This is a genomic window from Streptomyces ortus, assembly GCF_026341275.1.
Lineage (GTDB): Bacteria > Actinomycetota > Actinomycetes > Streptomycetales > Streptomycetaceae > Streptomyces > Streptomyces ortus.
Genome location: NZ_JAIFZO010000002.1, coordinates 8,487,414 through 8,502,849, shown reverse-complemented (window position 1 = coordinate 8,502,849; position 15,436 = coordinate 8,487,414). Strand labels below are relative to the sequence as shown.

The 15,436-nt window shown below is 71.9% G+C and carries 11 protein-coding genes and 1 pseudogene; 3 read left to right on the top strand and 9 right to left on the bottom strand.

Going from position 1 to position 15,436, the window contains the following annotated elements; genetic code table 11:
- Nucleotides 1-230: 230 nt before the first annotated feature.
- The 4 genes from K3769_RS40310 to K3769_RS40295 all read right to left on the bottom strand — a co-directional run bounded on the left by K3769_RS40310 (nt 231) and on the right by K3769_RS40295 (nt 3,826).
- Complete coding sequence (locus K3769_RS40310; RefSeq protein ID WP_267031169.1) at nt 231-1,559, bottom strand: sensor histidine kinase; 1,329 nt, start codon at nt 1,557-1,559, stop codon at nt 231-233.
- 1 nt (nt 1,560) lies between these two features.
- Nucleotides 1,561-2,214 carry a response regulator transcription factor gene (locus K3769_RS40305; protein WP_267031168.1) on the bottom strand — a complete coding sequence of 218 codons (654 nt, stop codon included), beginning with the start codon at nt 2,212-2,214 and terminating at the stop codon, nt 1,561-1,563.
- 164 nt (nt 2,215-2,378) lie between these two features.
- Nucleotides 2,379-3,032: a response regulator transcription factor gene (locus K3769_RS40300; protein ID WP_267031167.1), complete on the bottom strand. Its 654-nt coding sequence runs from the start codon at nt 3,030-3,032 to the stop codon at nt 2,379-2,381.
- A gap of 140 nt (nt 3,033-3,172) precedes the next feature.
- Nucleotides 3,173-3,826 (bottom strand): IclR family transcriptional regulator, encoded by a 654-nt coding sequence (locus tag K3769_RS40295; RefSeq protein WP_267031166.1) that lies wholly within the window; start codon nt 3,824-3,826, stop codon nt 3,173-3,175.
- A 479-nt stretch (nt 3,827-4,305) separates the two neighbouring features.
- Here K3769_RS40295 and K3769_RS40290 point away from each other — a divergent pair, with 479 nt between their 5' ends.
- Both K3769_RS40290 and K3769_RS40285 read left to right on the top strand, forming a co-directional pair.
- A complete protein-coding gene (locus K3769_RS40290; RefSeq protein WP_267031165.1) occupies nt 4,306-7,140 on the top strand; it encodes an AfsR/SARP family transcriptional regulator in 2,835 nt (944 codons plus the stop codon).
- Between the two features lie 224 nt (nt 7,141-7,364).
- Complete coding sequence (locus tag K3769_RS40285) at nt 7,365-7,901, top strand: RICIN domain-containing protein (protein WP_267031164.1); 537 nt, start codon at nt 7,365-7,367, stop codon at nt 7,899-7,901.
- 402 nt (nt 7,902-8,303) lie between these two features.
- Here the strand turns inward: K3769_RS40285 and K3769_RS40280 are convergent.
- Nucleotides 8,304-9,220, bottom strand: a pseudogene (locus K3769_RS40280) (DUF6357 family protein); the annotation flags it as partial.
- Nucleotides 9,221-9,251: 31 nt separating this feature from the next.
- A complete protein-coding gene (locus K3769_RS40275; RefSeq protein WP_267031163.1) occupies nt 9,252-9,890 on the bottom strand; it encodes a LysE family translocator in 639 nt (212 codons plus the stop codon).
- A gap of 330 nt (nt 9,891-10,220) precedes the next feature.
- Between K3769_RS40275 and K3769_RS40270 the strand changes: the two genes are divergently transcribed.
- The gene (locus K3769_RS40270) at nt 10,221-10,610 is read left to right on the top strand and encodes a hypothetical protein (RefSeq protein WP_267031162.1); all 390 of its coding nucleotides are present in this window, start codon (nt 10,221-10,223) and stop codon (nt 10,608-10,610) included.
- On the opposite strand, the gene K3769_RS40265 is transcribed toward K3769_RS40270, so the two are convergent.
- The 3 genes from K3769_RS40265 to K3769_RS40255 all read right to left on the bottom strand — a co-directional run bounded on the left by K3769_RS40265 (nt 10,611) and on the right by K3769_RS40255 (nt 15,346).
- On the bottom strand, nt 10,611-11,504 hold the full coding sequence (locus tag K3769_RS40265) for a MerR family transcriptional regulator (RefSeq protein ID WP_267031161.1): 894 nt from the start codon (nt 11,502-11,504) through the stop codon (nt 10,611-10,613).
- A 282-nt stretch (nt 11,505-11,786) separates the two neighbouring features.
- Entirely contained in the window at nt 11,787-13,574 is a 1,788-nt protein-coding gene (locus K3769_RS40260) for an ABC transporter ATP-binding protein (RefSeq protein ID WP_267031160.1), read from the bottom strand.
- The gene (locus tag K3769_RS40255) at nt 13,571-15,346 is read right to left on the bottom strand and encodes an ABC transporter transmembrane domain-containing protein (protein WP_267031159.1); all 1,776 of its coding nucleotides are present in this window, start codon (nt 15,344-15,346) and stop codon (nt 13,571-13,573) included. Before K3769_RS40255 ends, K3769_RS40260 begins: the two co-directional genes overlap by 4 nt.
- Between the last annotated feature and the right edge of the window lie 90 nt (nt 15,347-15,436).

Genomic DNA, 15,436 nt, shown 5'->3' with positions numbered 1-15,436 from the left:
ATTCAGACCCAACCCCTATTCCCTCTCCATGGGCATGCAGCTGCCCAATGCGCCATTTCGCAGGAAACGCAAGGCAAGAGCTCCCGTCCGGGAAGCTCCGGGGAAGCTCCTGGGAATCCCCACCCGTGGACCGAAGAGCCCGGTGAAACTACGTCGAAGCCCGTTCACGACCGGGGCCGGTCAATCAGAACAATACCTATCGGACGGTGTCGTCCAACCCGCCGTTCTGCTCACTTGGACGCGGTGGCCGCGCGCGGCTGTGACCAACCCTCGTATCGCTCCCCGGCCTTGACAAGGAGGGGGAAGGAGACCTCGACGACGAGGCCGCCGCCCGGCCGGGCGCGGGCGGTGAGGGTGGCGTCGTGGGCGGCGGCGATGGCGCGGACGATCGACAGGCCGAGGCCGTGGTGGCCGTCGCCGGCGGTGCGGTACATGCGCTGGAACGGTTCGAAGAGCTGGTCGACCCGGTCCGAGGGGACCTCGGGGCCGGTGTTGGAGACCGTGAGGACGGCGCGCCGGTCGTGGCGCCGCACGGTGATGTCCACGCTCCCGTCGGGAACGTTGTAGTAGGCCGCGTTGTGGACGAGGTTGGCGACCAGCCGCTCCAGGAGCGCGGTGTCGCCGGCGACCGGCGTCGGCTCGGTGCGGTACTCGATCCGTACGCCGTGCCGCAGGGTCTCCGGGAGCTGGGTGAGCAGCACGGATTCGTTTATCTCGGCCAGGTCGACGGGCTCGGTCCGTTCCACGCCCCGTTCGCTGACGGCCAGGGTGAGGAGGGATTCCAGCAGGGCTCCCTGGTGGGTGCTGATCCGCAGCAGGCGCTCGAAGTTCTCGCGGAACGACGCGGCGGTGGCGTCGCGGTCGAGGAGGGACTCCTCCAGGAGGGCGCGTTCCACCGTGAGCGGGGTGCGCAGCTCGTGGGCGGCGTTGGCGACGAAGCGTTTGTGGGACTCCAGGGCTGCTTCGAGCCTGGCGAGGAGCCCGTCGATGCTGTCGGCGAGTTCGCTGATCTCGTCGCGGGGGCCCGCGACGGCGAGGCGCTCGTGCACGTTGCTGGCGGAGATCCGGGCGATGCCGGCGTTGAGGGTGCGCATGGGCCGGAGCACGCGCCGGGCCAGGAGCCAGCTGAGCACGATGGAGATCGCCGCCATGATGGCGAGGGCGGTGCCGGACTGTACGAGGAGTTCGTGCATCTGGGCATCGTGCAGATGCTCGGTCTGCCTGCGCAGTTGGTCGTTGAGCCACACGGTGAGGTCCTGCGGGGACCCGGAGCCGGGGCCGGGCCTGATGACGGTCCCGGGTGCCGAACCGCTTCCCGGCACCCCTTCTTCGTGTACGGCGGTGACGACGTTGTGGGTGGGGCGGTTGACGAGCAGATAGGTGATGCCGAGCAGGACCGCGCCGGAGGCGATGAACAGCAGCCCGAAGAGCATGGCGAAGCGGACCCGGACCCGGCGGGGCGTGAGGAGGCGGACCAGGGCTCGCACGCGGGCGGCGCCGGGGCCGCTCAGGCAGGCCTGGGCGCGAACTCGGATGCGCGTGCGCAGGGTTGTCGCCATGTCAGATCCGGTAGCCCTCTCCGGGCACGGTCTGGATCGCGGAGCGGTCGACGAGTTTGGTCCGGAGCCGGTTGACCGTGGCCTTGACGGTGGTGGTGCCGGGGTCGGTGACCTCGTCCCACACCTTGGCGAGCAGTTCATCGGCCGGGACCGTCCGGCCCTCGGCACCGAGCAGGTAGGCGAGCACGCCGAACTCCTTCGCGGTAAGGGGCAGTTGGGTGCCGGCGTGGCTGGCGGTACGGCGCGCGGGGTCGAGCAGGAGGGAACCGCGGGCGAGGACGGGTTCCCGTACGGGGTGAGCGCGGCGGCCGAGGGCACGGGTGCGGGCGAGGAGTTCGGCCCAGGCGAAGGGCTTGGGGAGGTAGTCGTCGGCGCCGAGGCCGAGGCCCTCGACCCGGTCGGCGATGGAGGCGGAGGCGGTGAGCATGAGTACCTTGGTGCGGGCGCCTCCGGCGGTGAGTTCGGCGCAGACCTCGTCGCCGTGCACGTCGGGGAGGTCGCGGTCGAGGACGACCACGTCGTAGTCGACGTCGATGGCGAGGTCGAGCGCGGTCCTGCCGTCGTAGGCGGTGTCCACCGCGAGGCCCTCACGGCGGAACACCCTGGTGATCGAGTCCGCGAGTTCCGTATGGTCCTCAACGACCAGTACTCTCATCGCTCCCCCTACGAGACACACGTCACGGACCCCAGACTCCCCCGCCCCCGGTCACACCCGGGTTACGCCCCTCACAGGCTGGCGCACCGTCACCCGCCTGGCAACAGCGGCCGTCCCGCGCTCGCGTACATCGGATGCACGATCAGATCCGCATCAGATCCGCTTCAGATCCGGTAACCGACGTGCGGGAGCGTCTCGATGACCGGCGGATCGCCGAGCCTGCGGCGCAGTCGGCTGACGGTGACCTTGACGGTGTTGCTGAACGGGTCGGCGTCCCGGTCCCAGGCCCGTTCCAACAGTTCCTCGGCGGATACGACGGCACCGCCGGCGGCGAGCAGCACCTCCAGGACGGCCATCTCCTTCGGCGACAGGTCCAGCTTGCGGCCCCCGCGGAGCGCGGTGCGGCGGGCGGGGTCGAGTTCGATGTCCCCGCGGACGAGGACGGGAGGCACGGCGGGCATGTCGCGTCTGTCCAGCGCCTGGACACGGGCGATGAGTTCGGCGAAGGAGAAGGGCTTGGCAAGGTAGTCGTCCGCGCCGAGGTCGAGGCCGTCGACGCGGTCGGCGAGGGTCCCGGCGGCGGTGAGCATCAGGACGCGGGACGGGCTGCCCTGCCGGACGAGCGCCCGGCAGATGTCGTCACCGTGCACGAGCGGCAGGTCACGGTCCAGGACGACGACGTCGTAGGCCCCGCTCGACGCCCGGCTCAGCCCCAGCTCGCCGTCATGCGCGAGCTCGACCTCCATGGCATGCCGACGCAGCCCCCTCGCGACGCTTTCCGCGAGATCCTTGTGGTCCTCCACGATCAGTACGCGCATGAAGCAACTGTGGCAGCAGAAAGGTCACTTAGAGGTAACAAGGGACGATGACGGCCGACGGTTCCGCTTCCTGGGTACAGACCCCACGGCCTGGTGGCCTCCTGGGCGTCCGCGCGCCTCCCCCCTGTACGTCGGTCGGTTCACCGGCCGCGCAGGCCCGCGCTGATCACCCGGCCCGTCTGCCGGCAGGCTTCTCCCAGCCTCTCCAGATGGTGCGAAGGATCGGTCAGGACGCAGAGGGCCGCCACCGGGGTGCCGGCCGCTCCGAGCAGCGGCACGGCCGCACAGCACACCCCGCTCATCACTTCCTCCCGGTCGAAGGCGACACCCCGGTCCAGGATCGCGGCGGCCTCCCGGGGCCACGACGCGGGAAGCGGCCCCAGCAGGGGATCCGGACCGGCGCCGGCCACCAGCACCTTGCCCGCCGCGGTGGACCAGGGCCAGGTCGTACGGGTCCGCAGCCAGACCGGGCGCTCGGCCTCGGCGGAGTTCCACTCCACCACCAGGCTCTCGCCCCTCCACAACACGGCGAGCCCCACCGTCATCCCGGTGATCTCCACCAGACGGCGCACCGGCTTTTTCGCCGCGGACCGCAGCCGGGGATGCGGCTGCCACTCCCGACCGAGGCTGAACATCCGCGGGCCTACCCGGTAGCTGCCGCGGCGGCGTTCCAGCGCGCCCAGGTCGGCCAACTGCTCCAGCAGCCGGTACGCCGTCGACTTGGGCAGCCCACACTCCGAGGCCAGTCTCGTCGGGCCGGCCTCCCCCGTGCGTTCCACCGCCTCCAGCAGCATGAAGGCACCTTCCAGAACGCTCCTTCCGCCGCCAACGCCCGCGGCAGAGACCGCGCCCGCCGTAGCCGCCGCGCCCGCCGCAGCCATCGGACCGACCGCTCCCGCAGCCGTACCGGCGGACTCCGATGCCGGTGGCGGTAACGGTAACGGTGCCGATGGCGATGGCGATGGCGATGGCGATGGCGATGGCGGAAGGCTTACCGGGTCGGCCTCCGTTCCCTGTAGCGCCGCCCGCATCTCCAGGGTGATCACGCCACGTCCGGTCATACTCCCCGCCCCCCGTCAGGCCGTTGTGCGGACGAACGGTGACAGCCTCCGCCGTCGCCGTGCTCGGACGGGACGTGGTCATCGCCCGTCCGTTCGACCGCACCCCTGCAGACTGGCACCGGGGTGTGGCGTAAAACCTTGTCGAAGGCTTGTCGCTTCGCACACACGTCCGGGGAAAGAGGAGGACGCTTCCTCACGGGGAGGCGGACAACATGGTGGACGTGCAGTTGCTCGGGCCCGTCGAGTTATTGGTGGGGGGCCGTGTGGTGGAGGTGGGACCGCCACAACGCCGTACGGTGATGGCGGCCCTGGCGGTGGACGTCGGCCGGCCCGTCGCCGCCGACGCGGTCATCGAGCGGGTCTGGGGTACGCATGCGCCCGATGGGGCCCGGAATGCGGTGCACGCCCATGTCGCCCGGATCCGGCGGATGTGCGAGCAGGCGGCCGAAACGGCCAGAGAGCCCTTACGCCTCGTACGACGCTCGGGCGGGTATCTGCTGGAAGCCCGCCCGGACCAGGTCGACGTGTACCGGTTCCGGCACCTGATCGAACAGGCGAGGGTGGCGGACCGGACCAACCCGGCACGAGTGCGGCTGTTCGGCGAGGCACTCGGCCTGTGGCGCGGAGAACCCCTGTCCGGCCTGCAGGGGCAGTGGGCGGCGCGGATGCGTGAGTCCTGGCGGCGTCAGCACCAGGACGCCGCCGTCGGTTGGGCCCGCGCCGAGCTGGACCTCGGTGATCCCGCATCCGTCATCGGCCCGCTGACCGGACTGCTGGGCGAGTATCCGCTGGCCGAACCGCTGGCCGAAGTACTGATGCGGGCGCTGCACGACACCGGGCGCGGCGCGGAGGCACTGGACTGCTATGCGGCCGTCCGCGAACGGCTGGCGGAGGAGCTGGGTGCCGACCCGGGGCCCGCACTGCGGCAACTGCACCAGGCGATCCTGCGGGGGCAGGGGTCGGAGGCCGTCCCGCGGTCCAGGCTCCCGGCGCAGCGGCCGTCGACGGCGGCGCGTACGCCCGAGCTGCCCGCCCAACTGCCCATGGACGTACGTGGCTTCACCGGCCGCGACGAGGAACTGGCGCGCCTCGGGACGATCCTCACCTCGACGGCGGGAAAGTCCGCGGCGGTGGTGGTCTCCGCGGTGTCGGGTATGGCCGGAGTCGGGAAGACGGCGCTGGCGGTGCACTGGGCGCGCCGGGTGAGGAGCGCGTTCCCCGACGGGCAGCTGTACGTGAACCTGCGGGGGTTCGATCCGCAGGGGACGGTGGTGCCCTCGACTGAGGCGGTACGCGGGTTCCTGGACGCCCTCGGGGTGCGGCCCGAGCGGGTGCCGCAGCGCCTGGAGGCCCAAGTGGGGCTGTACAGAAGCCTGTTGGCGGGGCGTCGCGTGATCGTGGTGCTGGACAACGCGCGGGACGAGGAACAGGTCCGTCCGCTGCTGCCGGGAGCGGTCGGCTGCATGGCACTGGTGACCAGCCGGAACAGGCTGACCGGCCTGGCGGTGACGGAGGGCGCCCATCTGCTGGCGGTGGACCCACTGAGCCGGGACGCGGCGAGGGACGTGCTGGCGGCGCGGCTCGGGGTGGAAAGGGTGGCGGCCGAGCCGGAAGCCGTCGTGGACATCGTCGTGTCGTGCGCGGGGCTGCCGTTGGCGCTGGCGGTGGTCGCGGCGCGTGCCGCCGGGCAGCCGCGCAGACCGCTGGGGGCGCTGGCGGCGGAACTGCGGCGGGCAAGTGGCCGGTTGGACGCGCTGGACGGAGGGGAGGAGGCCAGCCGGGTGAGGGCGGTGTTCTCCTGGTCCTACAGTGCGCTGAGCACCGGCGCGGCCGAGGTGTTCCGGCTGCTGGCCCTGCACCCCGGGCCGGATGTGGGAGAGGGCGCGGCTGCCGCGGTGGCCGGCACGTCGCCGGAGCGGGTACGCAAACTGCTGGCCGAACTGGTGGGCGGGCACCTGCTGGTCGAGCACGTCCCCGGACGCTACGCGTTCCACGACCTCCTGCGGGTGTATGCCATGGAGCTGGTGACCGCGCACGACGACGAGCGGGCGCGGCGGACGGCGCTGCACCGGATGATGGATCACTATCTGCACACCGCGCGGGCGGCCGATGTGCTGGTGACCCCGCAGCCCAATCCGGTGGCGTCACCACCACCCCTGCCGGGGGCGAACACGGAGGAGCCCGCGGACTACGGGGAGGCCCTGGCATGGCTCGTCGCCGAGTATCCGGTGCTGCTGAGGATCGTGCGGCACCCGTCGGGCTTCGACGGCCATGTGTGGCGGTTGGTCGCGGCACTGACCACGTTCCTGGACCGGCACGGGCACTGGGAGGCGTTGCTGGCGGCGGGACGCGGCGCGCTGGACGCGGCGCGGCGGGAGGACGACCGGACCGGTCGGGCGGACGCCCACCGCGCTCTGGGACTTGCCCTGGACCGTTTGAAGCATCGGGGACCGGCCCGGGAACACTATCTGCGGGCACTGGACCTGTTCGCCGCGCTGGGCAGCGACGTGGGGCAGGCCCGTACACATCAGCATCTCTCGCGGATGTCGGGGGCCGAGGGCAGTCCTCAGCTCGCTCTGGAACACGCGTACCGCAGCCTGAAGCACTACAGGGCGGCGGGCGACCTGGCAGGGCAGGCCGCGGCGTTGAACCACATCGGGTGGCGGCAGACACATCTCGGCGACCACCTCGACGCGCTGGCGCACTGCGAGCGGGCCCTCGAACTCGCACGGACGGCGGGAGACGTGGACGGACAGGCCCACATCTCCGACAGCCTGGGTTACATCGCCCACCAGCTGGGCCGGTACCAGCAGGCGGTCGATCACTACCTGCAGGCGGCGCGGTTGTTCCACGCCACCGGGGAACGTCACAGTGAGGCCGCCTGTCTGGTCTGCCTGGGCGACAGCCATCACAGTGCCGGCCAGACCGGCGCCGCCCGCGAGGCCTGGAGGCGGGCCCTCGCTCTCACCGACGAGCTCGGACTGGCCGACGACGATCCGCTCCGCACCGGCCTCCACGACCGTGTCGGCGGGCGGCCGGCGCCCTGACCGGCCGCGGCCCCGCGCGCGGTACGCCGCGAGGACGTCGGTGTCGAACCGGCCCGCCGGGAGAGCCCGCGTGGGCGGGCTCGGACGCGCCGTGCCGCTGAGTGGGACATGGGGCGACAGACGGCTCCCGGGACCCCACGCTCCTTGTCAGAGCAGTCCGACCCGGTCGGGAAGGGAGTTCGGATCCCTTCCCGGCGGACACCGTCGCAGAGAGGCAACCCCTGATGAACGTACGTAAGAGAGCGATCCCGGGCAGTGTCCTGGCGATGGTCGTGGCGGCGTTCTCGCTGCTGGGCACCGCCAACGGCGCCCAGGCCGCGCCGGCCGCCGCGCCGTCGATCGTGGCGCAGCGAACGGTCACCATCGACCAGGCGGACACCCACCGGTTCCTGGACGCGCACGAGATCGAGAGTCTGGACTTCCGGGTGATCACCCGCCCGTTCCAGAACAACTCCACCCAGCACTGGCTGCTGACCGACCTGAGCAATGGTCTCTCCACGATCCGGCAGGTGAGCACCGGCCGGTACCTCGACGCCTACCAGGGCTCCGGCGACGACTTCCGCGTCGTCACCCGCACCGCGGAGAACGACGCGACCCAGGCCTGGATCATCCTTCCGTCCAACAACGGAACCTTCACGATCCAGGAGGCCAGCAACAGCCGGTACCTCGACGCGTACGAGCTGTCGTCGCAGGACTTCCAGGTCGTGACCCGGCAGTGGAAGAACGCGGACGAGGAGCGCTGGCGGATCATCGACGTCTGACGGCCGCGGCCGGGGAACCGGCCTTGAGGATCGGGTCACGAGCGGGATCGAGCCGGTCGGCCCGGCCCTGCGGGAAACTCCCCGAACAGGGACGTCCGGCCGACTGCGAGGCACGCGCGGCCGAACTGGCGGACGTCCAGCACGTTCTGCTGCGTGAGGCGGTACCGCACCACGGGAACGCGTGTGAGCCGTACCGCCGGTACGCCGAGGCCGACGGCTGGACACCGGCGAGGCTGGACCGGCCGGGCACGGTCGACTCGATACCCCTGCTTCCCGCCACGGTCTTCAAACGGCGTGCCGTGCCCGAGCGCGCCGCCCCGCATCGGCTGTTCGTTCTGGGGCCTGACACGGTGGAAGCCGCCGATCTCTGGTTCTCCTATGTGCTGCGCATCGTCGACCTGCTCACCGACCCGGGCCCGCGTCGCCGCGGGCCGGGCCCCGTCCGGTTTCCCGCTGGGACCACCGGGGGTCGCGCCGTTGACGCACGCGTTCGAACTCGGCGACGTCCGGCATCCAGGGACCGTGCTGTTCGAGTGCTGCGCAGCCGCCGCGGACGAAGGCGCTCACCAGGCTCCGGTAGCCATCGATCCCGTCGACCAGGCTGTACTCGACCAGGTACTGCGGATCCGACCTGCCGTCGCCCTCGCGCAACGTCGTGATCCGGGCGACGGAGTCGGCGTAGAAGTGGAGCTGGATCCCCTCGCCCCTCTCCTCGTCCTCGATGGTGAACACTTCGTTGTACGCACCGCGTCATCGACGAGTTCAGGGTGTGCGCGGCGTACGGCCACTTGGACCGTCGTCTCCGTCCGCTCCCAGCCCTGCTTGTCCGTGGCCCGGTTTCCCCGTCGCGGATCGCGGCCGATCCGCATCCCGGCGCACGCCTGCTCCGCGGTGGCGATCACCCGCATGACCTCGGGCAGCAGCGCGGGGGCGACTGCATCGGGCGTCCGCCTGGGAACCGTCGCGCCGTGCAGATACTGGCGCGTGTACCTCGATATCGCGGCGTCGAGTGGACCGAGCACTGCTCCGCGCTCGGCGCGACGGCGATCGGCGTCGTACTCCTGCGCGCGTTTCGCGTTCGACATCTCTGTCGCGGTGCGCATCGCCGCGGATACCTGACCGCGTTCCAGCAGATTGATGTCGGCCCCGTGGGCGATGAGCCGGCTCCTGTCCCACCGGATGCGCCGGAAGAGCGCGTCGACGTCGGCGGGCGCGGCGAGGAGGATCGGGTCCAGGAGCGCGGTGGCAGCGTTCTCGTCGAGCCGGCCCCGGGTTCCCGCGGCGTCGCGCAGCGGAAGGACCGGGCAAAATGTCATCAACGCCGGACCGGGGAGTGAGCCTCTCTCAGGTTCAGTCCTTGCGGCCGGTCGCGGCGACGGTGACACCGAGACCGATCATGGTCAGCCCGCCGACGCCCCCGACCAGGGACAGCCGCTGCGGTGAGCCGGCGAACCAGTCCCGCGCAGTGGACGCCGCCAGCCCCCACACCATGTCGGAGACAACGGCGATGATGTTGAAGACCAGGCCGAGCACCAGCATCTGACCCACGACATGCCCCTGCCCGCGGTCGACGAACTGCGGCAGTACGGCGGCGAAGAAAACGATGGTCTTCGGGTTGGTCACGCCGACCGCGAACCCCTCCCCAAAAGTTCGCAGGCTGCTCTGCGCAGCCTCAACTCCCGTCACCGCGGCCTGCAGCGAACCACGCTCCCGCCACGTCCTTACGCCGAGAAACACCAGATAAGCCGCCCCCACCAGCTTCAACACGGTGAAGACGAGAACCGAGCGTTCCACGACCGCTCCGATCCCGAACGCCACGGCCACGATGAGCACATAGGCGCCGACGGTGTTCCCTGCAACCGTGGTCAGCGCGGCGCGACGTCCTTGCGCCAACGCCCGCCCGATCACGAACAACACGCTGGGGCCCGGGATCACGATCAACAGGAACGACATCGCCGCGAAGGCGAGCAAGCGGTCGGCAGACACCATGGACCTCATGCAAGCACGGGGACGGCTCCCGGTTCCAGCCAAATTCCTCAACGAGTCCGATGCCCACAAGCGCCGTTCAGCACGTCGCCGTGCCCGGGACCGTAGGAGAAACGCAGGCCGCGCGCCTCGACCGCGACCGGCCCGGACGGCAGGCGGACGGGCCGACGACTGGTTCACTCTGCCCTGCGAACTGCCCGCCGGCACTCTGGCGTCCCTTCAGAACCTGGCCGTCACCTCGCCCGTCACCGCCGACACCAGCCTGGTCCGGAACGAGAACGCCAACATGGTCTGGGGCGTCGAACAGACGGTCCGGGTCCCCACCGGGGAGGGTTGCAGAGCAGTGAGGTGGCCGCGGCGATCCTCGCGCACCGGCTGCGCCTCTTCCCGCCCGGGCAGCCGTCCGCCCTGCTCGGCGTCATCGACCAGATGCCCGTGCACCCACGAACCGCCGTTCTGCGCGAGGGCCTGGACGCCACGCCCGTACGCTCGTACTTCGTTCACGAGGAGGTGGTCCCGCGGACTGGCACCAAGGTCTCCGTCGCCTTCGACCGCACCCGCGGGCGGGACGGCCGGGTACTGGTCTGGCTGAGCGCCCGCCGCGGCGCCGGCCGCGGCGAGGGCTCCAGCGGCCTGTCCTTCGACTTGCTGACCGACACCCGGCCACAGCCTTGGCTTGTTTTCCAGACGTCATCCCGACACGTCAGTGCCAGGCACAGGTGATCAACCGTCCGCGGAGTGGGCGTCGGTGGCAAGGGCCTCGCCGAGGAGTCGTCCGGCGAGTTCCACGCAGCGCATCCGGGCGGGAGAGAAGTCGTAGGGCATCTTGGTGATCGCCGCGGCGGCACTCATCTCTGTGTTCTCCTCCCCTTTCAGGTCGGCGTCGTAGGTCTCGAAGATCTTCTCCTCGGCCGCGTCGAGACCAGCTGCGTCGATGGCCCGGTTAAGGGCCATTTGGTGAGCGCATCGCTGTACGGCGAGCTCTTCGACGCGCGGGTCGTCGGGTTCGACGCCGTCATCGAGAGCGGCCTCGGCCGCCTCAAGGCGGTCCTCCTCGGCCCGGAGGTCGGGGTGGGTGGCCAGCACGATGAACGTGCTGGCCTGGATGGCGGCGCCCAGCGGCCCGAAGATCCGTTCCGTGACCAGCAGGGCGTCCAGATCGGAGGGGCGCAACGCTCCCGGGGGCAGGTGGCTGAGCCGGTCCGTGACCAGTTCGGAGAGCAGCCCCAGCGGGCTGCCCACCGCCCGCAGGCGCTGGACAGCCGCGCGCCGACGTTTGATGGCGGCCTCCTGCGCCGCCAAGGTTTCCTCCAGCCTGCCCAGGACCGACTCGATGTACGGGGCGTGGTCCAGGGCTTCGTCTCCAGCTTCGCCCCGGGTTTCGCTGAAAGCGGCCCGCATGTCGTCCAGGCTGATACCGGCATCAGCCATCTTGCGGATCCACAGCAGGCGGGTCATGTCGTCATAGCCGTAGCGGCGGCGGCCGTCCCCACCGCGCTCGGGTTCCGGCAGCAGACCGATCTGGTGGTAATGGCGGATGGCGCGTGGGGTGATCCCGGCGAACGCGGCGGCATCACCGATCTTGACCTGCCGGGGAGGCGTGAGGGAGGGGTACATCGCAGACAGAGCCTTTCGTGCTGTGGTGCCCCGACCCCACCACATGCCGCTACGGCATGTGCAACAGCCCCGTTCAGGTGCCATCGGAGCCAGCCGGGCCCTGGCTGCCGCCGAGGGACCTGGCGTCGCAGATCGAGGACCGCCTGCCAGCCTCCTGCCGAGCCATCTGGGACATACACGTCCGGCAACGGCCCTATTGCGTCAGGGTCGAAGAAGTACTTCACGTCGTCCGACAGCAAGTCGACCACCGCGCAGTGGTGTCCAGTCCGTAGGGGCACCCACTCACCCCTCGGAGGCCCCGGCGTGACCCCGCGCCGGGATACCGTGCTCCGTCCACGCCGACCAGAGAGCTGCGTACCGTCCGCCGAGGGCCAGGAGTTCGGCGTGGGTGCCGAGTTCCTTGACGTGGCCGTCGGCCAGCACGGCGATGCGGTCGCAGCGGCGGGCCTGGGAGAGGCGGTGGGCGACGACGAGCGCGGTCCTGCCGCGCACCAGGGCCTGGGCGCCGTCCTCCAGCACCCGGGCGTGCGCGCTGCCGGCCTCGGCCGTCGCCTCGTCGAGGACGACGATCGGCGGGTCCGCCAGCATGATGCGCGCGAGGGCGAGTTGCTGTCCTTGGGCGGCGTCCAGCGGATGACCTCCGACACCGATCCGGGTGTCCAGGCCGTCGGGCAGGGCCGCCGCCCAGCGCGCGTCCACAGCCTCCAGTGCGGCCCGAACGGCCCTGTCGTCCGCATGGGGTGCGGCGAGGGTCAGATCGTCGCGCAGGGTGCCGGTGAAGACATGGGGTTCCTGTGCGATCGCCCCGACCCAGGCCGGACGATCCTCGTCGCTCATCTCCCGCACGTCCATGCGGCCCAGCCGGTCAGCGAACACCGCGCTCCCCCGAGGCGGGGTGAGGATTCCGCTGAGGAGGTGCGCGAGCGTGGTCTTGCCGGCGCCGCTCGCGCCGACGACGGCCAGTGAGGTGCCCGGCGGCACCACCAGGTCGACGCCGTTCAGCACGTCGCCGTGCCCAGGACCGTAGGAGAAACGCAGGCCGCGCGCCTCGACCGCGACGGGCCCGGACGGCAGGCGGACGGGCCGGGACGCCGGCGGGGGCAGGGCGGCGACTCCGACGACCCGGGCGAGCGCCGCACCGGCCCGCTGGACCTGGTCGAACGAGGTCAGCAGAGTACCCAGCGGGTCGAACAGCCGGTGGAAGAGCAGCCCGGCCGCCGCGACCGCGCCGACGCTCACCTCCCCGGCGTCCACCAGCAGCGCCCCGGTCAGCAGGATCGCGCACAGTCCGAGGGCCTCCGCGGCGTTCATCGACTTCGCCAGCCACAGCGACAGCCAGGTGGCGCGCAGCCCCGCCGTCAGGGCCCGTCCGGAGGCGGCGTCGACCCGGCCGGTCTGCAGGACAGCCATGTCGTACGCGTCGACGGTGCGGGCCCCGTGCAGGGACTCCAGCACCACCCGTCCGCGCTCCGCCGCCACGGCGCGCTCCTGAGCGTATCGCCGGGCCGCCCGGGGCAGGTGGGCGTGCAGACCGACCACGTACACCGGCACCACCGTCAGGAAAGCCAGGGCCAGGCGCCAGTCAAGGGAGGCGAAGGCGGCGAGCGAGACGGCGATCGTGCCGGTGGCGGTGACGACCTCGGCCAGCAGCGGTACGGCGGTGGTGAAGTTCTCCATGTCCTCCGTGACCCGCGAGGTCACGTCACCGCCTCCGGCCGCCTCGGCCGCGCGCGGGTCGAGCGCCAGCACCCGCACGACGACGTCCTCGCGCAACCGGGCCGCGATCCGGGCACCCAGCACCACCATGGCCCGCTGCGCCGCCGCCGTGCACACCGCTCCCGCGAGCGCGCTCAACGCTGTCCAGGTCAGCAGACCGGCCAGGTCCGCGTGGTGGGCGCGTACGGCGTCCACGAGATGGCCCAGCAGCAGCGGCACCAGAACACCGCACACGCCTGCCGCCACCGTCCAGCCCAGGGCGGCCGCGCAGTCCCGCGGGTGTCGGCGGGCGGTTCGGGCCAGGTGGGCGAGGGCGCGCCGGCCTGAGGCGACGGGGAGGGCTGTCGCTGTCATCGCAGTACCGTTTCGGCGTAGTCGGGCAGGTCCAGCAGGGCGGGGTGGGGGGCGAGGACGGGGATGTCGTCGTGTCCGATGAAGAGGACCCGGTCGCAGCGCGCCAGCAGCGGCGGCGAGGACGTGACGACCACGGTGACGCCGCCGTCCGTGCGCCGCGCCGTGAAGAGCCGGCCGGCCACCTCGTCCTCGGTGACCGCGTCGACCGCGGTCAGCGGGTCGTGCAGGACCAGGACGGGCGCATCCGCGGCCACCGCCCGTGCCAGCGCCAGACGTTGACGCTGGCCGCCGGACAGATCCGTCGCTCCGTCGGCCAGTTCGGCAGCCGCTGCGTCCCGCGCAGCAGTAACCGCGCTCCCTGCGGCGGTCATCGCGTCCCCTGCAGCGGTCACCGCACCCCGTGCAGCGGTCGTCGCGCCCAGTGCGGCGACGTCCAGGGCACGTGCGTGCCGCACCGGGGGATGGCCCCGTCCGCTGTCCAGCACCTCGCCCACGGTGCGGCCGAACAGGTGCACGGCGTGCGGCGCGGCCAGGACGTGGCGGCGCAGCCGCCGGGGTTGCGCCAAGTCCGACGGAGTGCGGCCCACGTACACCTCGCCCGTCCGGGGCGGCCGGTCCCCGGCCAGGACCTCGACGAAGGCCGACGCCACCGCCGGGTCCACGGCCACCACGCCGAGGGCCTCACCCGGCGCCAGGTCAAGGCTGAACGGCACGACATCCGCCACGCCCACCGCGCGCAGCCGCAGCCCGCCGTCCGGGACCGGGGTCGAGGTCGAAGCGACCGCCTGGCGGGGCAGAGGCGGTGTGCCGTGCAGCAGCGGGCCGAGCCGGGAGGCACTGGCACCGGCCGCGGCCCACTGCTGCACGGCCGCCATCGCCCCGGCGACCGGATCGGCGACGAACGGCGCCGTCGCCGCGACGGTCACGAACTGCGCGACACCGATGCGGCCCGAGTACGCCATCACGGCCGCCAGTGCCACCACCGCCGTCGTCACGGCCGCCGTCGCCGTGAGCGTCGCGCCCAGCACGAGCGCGGAGGCCCGCGCGGCCATGACATCCGCACTCAGGCAGTCACGGCTCAGCGTCCGGTAGCGCCGGGCCGCCTCCGCCTGGCCACCGAAGCCCCGCAACACCTTTAGCGCGCGCACCAGTTCGGCGGCGAGCGCCGCCGTCAGCCCCGCGGCCTGCTGGCGCTCCCGCAGCCGGGCCTCCAGCCTCGGCCCCGCCGCGTCGACAGCCACGACGAGCGGCGGTACGGCCAGGACGACGCACAGCCCCAGGACGACGTCGATGCGCAGCAGGACGACAGCGGTCACCGCCAGCGCGGCCACCGACGACAGGACGCGGGTGAGCAGCGCCAGCACCCGCGCGGTCGCCGCGGCGTCCGAGGTCACCACCGACAGCAACTCACCCGGCGTACGCCCGGCCGCCGCGCCCGGTTCGGCAAGGACCCGGCCCACGGCGGCGACCCGCAGCCGGTGCGCCTCCTGCTGCACGGCCCTGGTCAGCACCCAGTACGAGACGCCGCCGCCGGTGGCGAGGACGGCGAACAGGAGCAGGATCAACCCGAGGGCCATCGCCATGCGGCCCGCGTCGCCGCCCGCCACCGCCCGCTCGACGGTGAGGCCGATCGCCAGCGGGACCAGCGCCTCACACACCTGATGCACGGTCGAGGCCAGACAGCCGACCGCGAGCGCAAGACGGCGCCGCCGCAGTACCTCGATGAGAACGCTGCGCGGTGCGCGGGCGCGCACATGCCGCAGCGCACGCACGCGTCTGTCCCTGCCGGCCCCTCCTGCCCCTCCTGCCATGCCTGCTGCCGTGCCTGTCATGCCTGCCATACGGGAGCCCTTCGTCGAAGC

Bases quoted from the DNA above. Each gene is read 5' to 3' on its own strand.
- K3769_RS40310 (WP_267031169.1), bottom strand. From the start codon at position 1,559: ATGGCGACAACCCTGCGCACGCGCATCCGAGTTCGCGCCCAGGCCTGC.
- K3769_RS40305 (WP_267031168.1), bottom strand. From the start codon at position 2,214: ATGAGAGTACTGGTCGTTGAGGACCATACGGAACTCGCGGACTCGATC.
- K3769_RS40300 (WP_267031167.1), bottom strand. From the start codon at position 3,032: ATGCGCGTACTGATCGTGGAGGACCACAAGGATCTCGCGGAAAGCGTC.
- K3769_RS40295 (WP_267031166.1), bottom strand. From the start codon at position 3,826: ATGCTGCTGGAGGCGGTGGAACGCACGGGGGAGGCCGGCCCGACGAGA.
- K3769_RS40290 (WP_267031165.1), top strand. From the start codon at position 4,306: ATGGTGGACGTGCAGTTGCTCGGGCCCGTCGAGTTATTGGTGGGGGGC.
- K3769_RS40285 (WP_267031164.1), top strand. From the start codon at position 7,365: ATGAACGTACGTAAGAGAGCGATCCCGGGCAGTGTCCTGGCGATGGTC.
- K3769_RS40275 (WP_267031163.1), bottom strand. From the start codon at position 9,890: ATGGTGTCTGCCGACCGCTTGCTCGCCTTCGCGGCGATGTCGTTCCTG.
- K3769_RS40265 (WP_267031161.1), bottom strand. From the start codon at position 11,504: ATGTACCCCTCCCTCACGCCTCCCCGGCAGGTCAAGATCGGTGATGCC.
- K3769_RS40260 (WP_267031160.1), bottom strand. From the start codon at position 13,574: ATGACAGCGACAGCCCTCCCCGTCGCCTCAGGCCGGCGCGCCCTCGCC.